This is a genomic window from Kitasatospora putterlickiae, from assembly GCF_039527695.1.
Classification (GTDB): domain Bacteria; phylum Actinomycetota; class Actinomycetes; order Streptomycetales; family Streptomycetaceae; genus Kitasatospora; species Kitasatospora putterlickiae.
The window spans coordinates 1-3,179 of record NZ_BAAAKJ010000445.1 but is presented as its reverse complement, the minus strand read 5'-3'; the positions used below and the strand labels follow the sequence as shown (position 1 = coordinate 3,179).

The following is a 3,179-nucleotide window of genomic DNA, read 5'->3' as shown; positions in this document are numbered from 1 at the left end:
CCGCCGACAGGTCGGCGGTCAGCAGTTCGCGCATCTGCTGGAACGGGCGGTCCACCACGCCGACCGGGACGGTCAGCGTGCCGACCGCCGGGCGCCCGTCGGGGGCCAGGCCGTGCCGCGCGGTGGGGGTGAGCGGCGGCAGCAGCTCGTCCAGGGTGGGCGGGACGTCCAGCGGCGGCAGCCAGACCCGGTGGGCGGGCGGACCGGCGTCGAGCATCCGCTCGGCCGCCAGGTCCAGCAGGTTGGGGGCGTTCTCCTCGGCCGCCTCCCGGGCCTCCTCGGCGGCGGCCAGCACCTCGGGGTCGGGGTCGCGCGGCGCGACGTACCCGGTGCCGTAGGCCACGATCTGGCCCGCCACGGCGGCCTGCTGGACGGCGCCGCGCCGACGCCGGTAGGGCCCGGAGACGTAGGCGGCCTTGAACCGGGTGAGGGTGGCGATGTCGCTGCGCAGGATGCCGTTGCCGGGCTGCGAGGGCAGCTGGTAGGCGTCGGGCACGCCCAGCACGCCGCGGCTCTCCATGGCGGAGAAGGTGCGCAGACCGATCCGGTACGACAGGTGGGACTCCAGGGCGTGCATCCGGCCCTCGTCCAGCCGCTGGGAGGCGAGCAGCAGGTGCACGCCCAGCGAGCGGCCGAGCCGGCCGATCATGATGAACAGCTCCATGAAGTCGCGGTGCGCGGAGAGCAGTTCGCTGAACTCGTCGACCACGACGAAGAGCGTCGGCAGCGGGTCGAGCTGCGCGCCGCCGGCCCGCGCCGTCTCGTAGTCCAGCAGCGAGCTGTAGTTGCCGGCCGCGCGCAGCAGCTCCTGGCGGCGGTTCAGCTCGCCGTGCAGGGCGTCGCGCATCCGGTCGACCAGGGCGGCCTCGTCGGCGAGGTTGGTGATCACCGCGGAGGTGTGCGGGAGCTGGTCCAGGCCGAGGAAGGTCGCGCCGCCCTTGAAGTCGACGAGGACGAAGTTGAGCGTCTCCGAGGAGTGGGTGAGCGCGAGCGCGAGCACCAGGGTGCGCAGCAGCTCGGACTTGCCGGAGCCGGTGGCGCCGATCAGCATGCCGTGCGGGCCCATGCCGCCCTGCGCCGACTCCTTGAGGTCGAGCTCCACCGGCTTGCCGTCCGCACCGACGCCGATCGGCACCCGCAGTCGCCGGCCGCGCGGGCGCTCGGCCCAGCTGCGGGCGATGTCGTGCTGGTACAGGTCGTTGACGCCCAGCAGCGAGGTGAGGTCGAAGTCGGTGCTGAGCGGTTCGGAGACGTCCATCGCGTCGCCCAGCCGGTACGGGGCGAGCGCGGTGGCGTAGCGGCGGGCGCCCGGGACGCTCAGCGCGTCCGGGCGGCCGAGCGGGGTGGCCTCGTCGCGCCGGTTGCGGTCGGCGGCGACCAGGTCCAGCCGCTCGCCGGTGATCCGCAGCCGCAGCCGGAACGGCGCGTGCTTCCACTCCACCGCCCCGGAGACGTCCAGCAGCACGGCGTTGCGGTAGCCGGCCAGCAGGGCGCGGCTGCCGCCGGGCAGCTTCACGCCGTCCAGCACGATCAGGGTGAACGGCTCGTCCCGGCCGGGCTGGGTCTCCGGTTCGAACGGCGGGCGGTCGGCGAACTCCGGGCCCAGCAGCTGTTCCAGCTCCAGCAGGGAGTCGGCGACCAGCCGCACCGGGCCGGCCCCGTCCGTCTCGGTGGGATGCAGCGCGTGCGGCAGCCACTTCAGCCAGGCCCACTCCTCGCGCAGTTCGGGGGCGACCGCGGCCGCGACGCGCAGCTCGTCCGGGGCGTGGAAGAAGGCGAGCTGGGCGATCATCGCCCGGGCCAGCGCGCGGGCCGGGCCGGGGTCGGCGGCCTCGGCGGGCTCGGCCGCGGCGGGCGGGGGAGGCACCGGGTCCCCGTCGCCGTCCGGGCCGGCCTCCGGCGCGGGGTGCTCGCAGCGCAGCAGGACGTGGGCGTAGCCGCGCACGTGGACGGCGATCGGCTGGTCGGCGATCGAGCCGTAGGCGTGGATGAACCGGCGCAGCGCGTGCGCGCACAGCGGCTCCAGGTCCTCCACCGGCTGGGTCGCCAGCGGGGCCAGTTTGACCGCCAGCCGCTGGGAGCCGGTGGCGATCCGGACGTCGCCGAAGTCCGGGTGGGCCGCCCGCCGCTCCCACAGCCGGGAGGTGCGCACCAGCGAGGCGAGCGAGTCCGGCGCGGGGTGGCGCCAGGCGAGCGCCAGCCGCTGGTTGACGATGTGGCGGCGGACCTGGCGGCGGACCTGGGAGAGGTAGCGCAGGTAGTCGCGGCGCTCGCCGCGCAGCTGGCGCTTGCGGTCGCTGGCGCCGCGGATCAGCTGGGTGACCAGCATGCCGACGGCGGACAGGCCCATCATGCCCATCGCCACGTACGTCAGCGGCCCGCCGTTGGACTGCGGGTTGAGGAAGATCATCACCATCGAGAGCGAGCTCAGCGCCATCGGCGCCATGGCGATCACGTTGGACATGCCGCTCTGCTGCTCCGGGAGCACCGGCGGCTCCTGCAACTGCAGCTCGCCCTCCGGCATCGCCGGCCCGGGGCGCCGGGGCGGACGATCGACCAGGACCACGCTCAACGGGGCTCTCCTCTCGCGGCGCCGCCGCCGGCGCCGGTCGCCGCGGGCCCGACGGCTCGGGCCGCACCGCACTCGGGCCTACGGCCCGCGGCACCCCGGCGGTTCACCGCGCCCGCGGCGGCGGGTGAACCGCGCACCGGGTGCGGGCCGTACCTGTGTGACGGGAGAACCGGCAGGCCGATTCCACGGAGGACGCGACAGGTGAGCACCAGCACGGCGGCGACAGGACTGGTACGGCTGAGGTTCCGCGCCCCCGGCACCGCCTTCGAACTCGCGCTGCCCGGCGACGTGGTCCTCGCCGACCTGCTGCCGGCCGTCCTCGGCTACGCCGGGCCGGACGTCGCGGAGAGCGGCACCGAGCACTCCGGCTGGGTCCTCCAGCGGCTGGGGGCCGCGCCCCTCGACGAGGAGCGGACCCTGGAGGAGCTCGGGCTGACCGACGGCGAGGAACTGTTCCTGCGCCCGGGCCGCGAGGCGCTGCCCGAGGTGCACTTCGACGACCTGGTCGACGGCGTGCGCACCGGCACCGCCGCCCGCGGCGACTCCTGGCGGCCCGCCGCCACCCCCCGCCTCGCCCTCGTCCTCGCCCTCGCCCCCCCGGCCCGCG

General features: G+C 75.7%; 2 protein-coding genes. One reads left to right on the top strand and one right to left on the bottom strand.

Annotated elements, in window-relative coordinates:
- Positions 1-2,572, bottom strand: a 2,572-nt coding sequence (eccCa, locus tag ABD308_RS36155; protein WP_425554946.1) for a type VII secretion protein EccCa, incomplete at its 3' end; no start/stop codon positions are given.
- Positions 2,573-2,773: 201 nt separating this feature from the next.
- Between eccCa and ABD308_RS36150 the strand changes: the two genes are divergently transcribed.
- The coding region (locus tag ABD308_RS36150) for an EsaB/YukD family protein (protein ID WP_344344412.1) at positions 2,774-3,179 on the top strand (406 nt) is incomplete at its 3' end.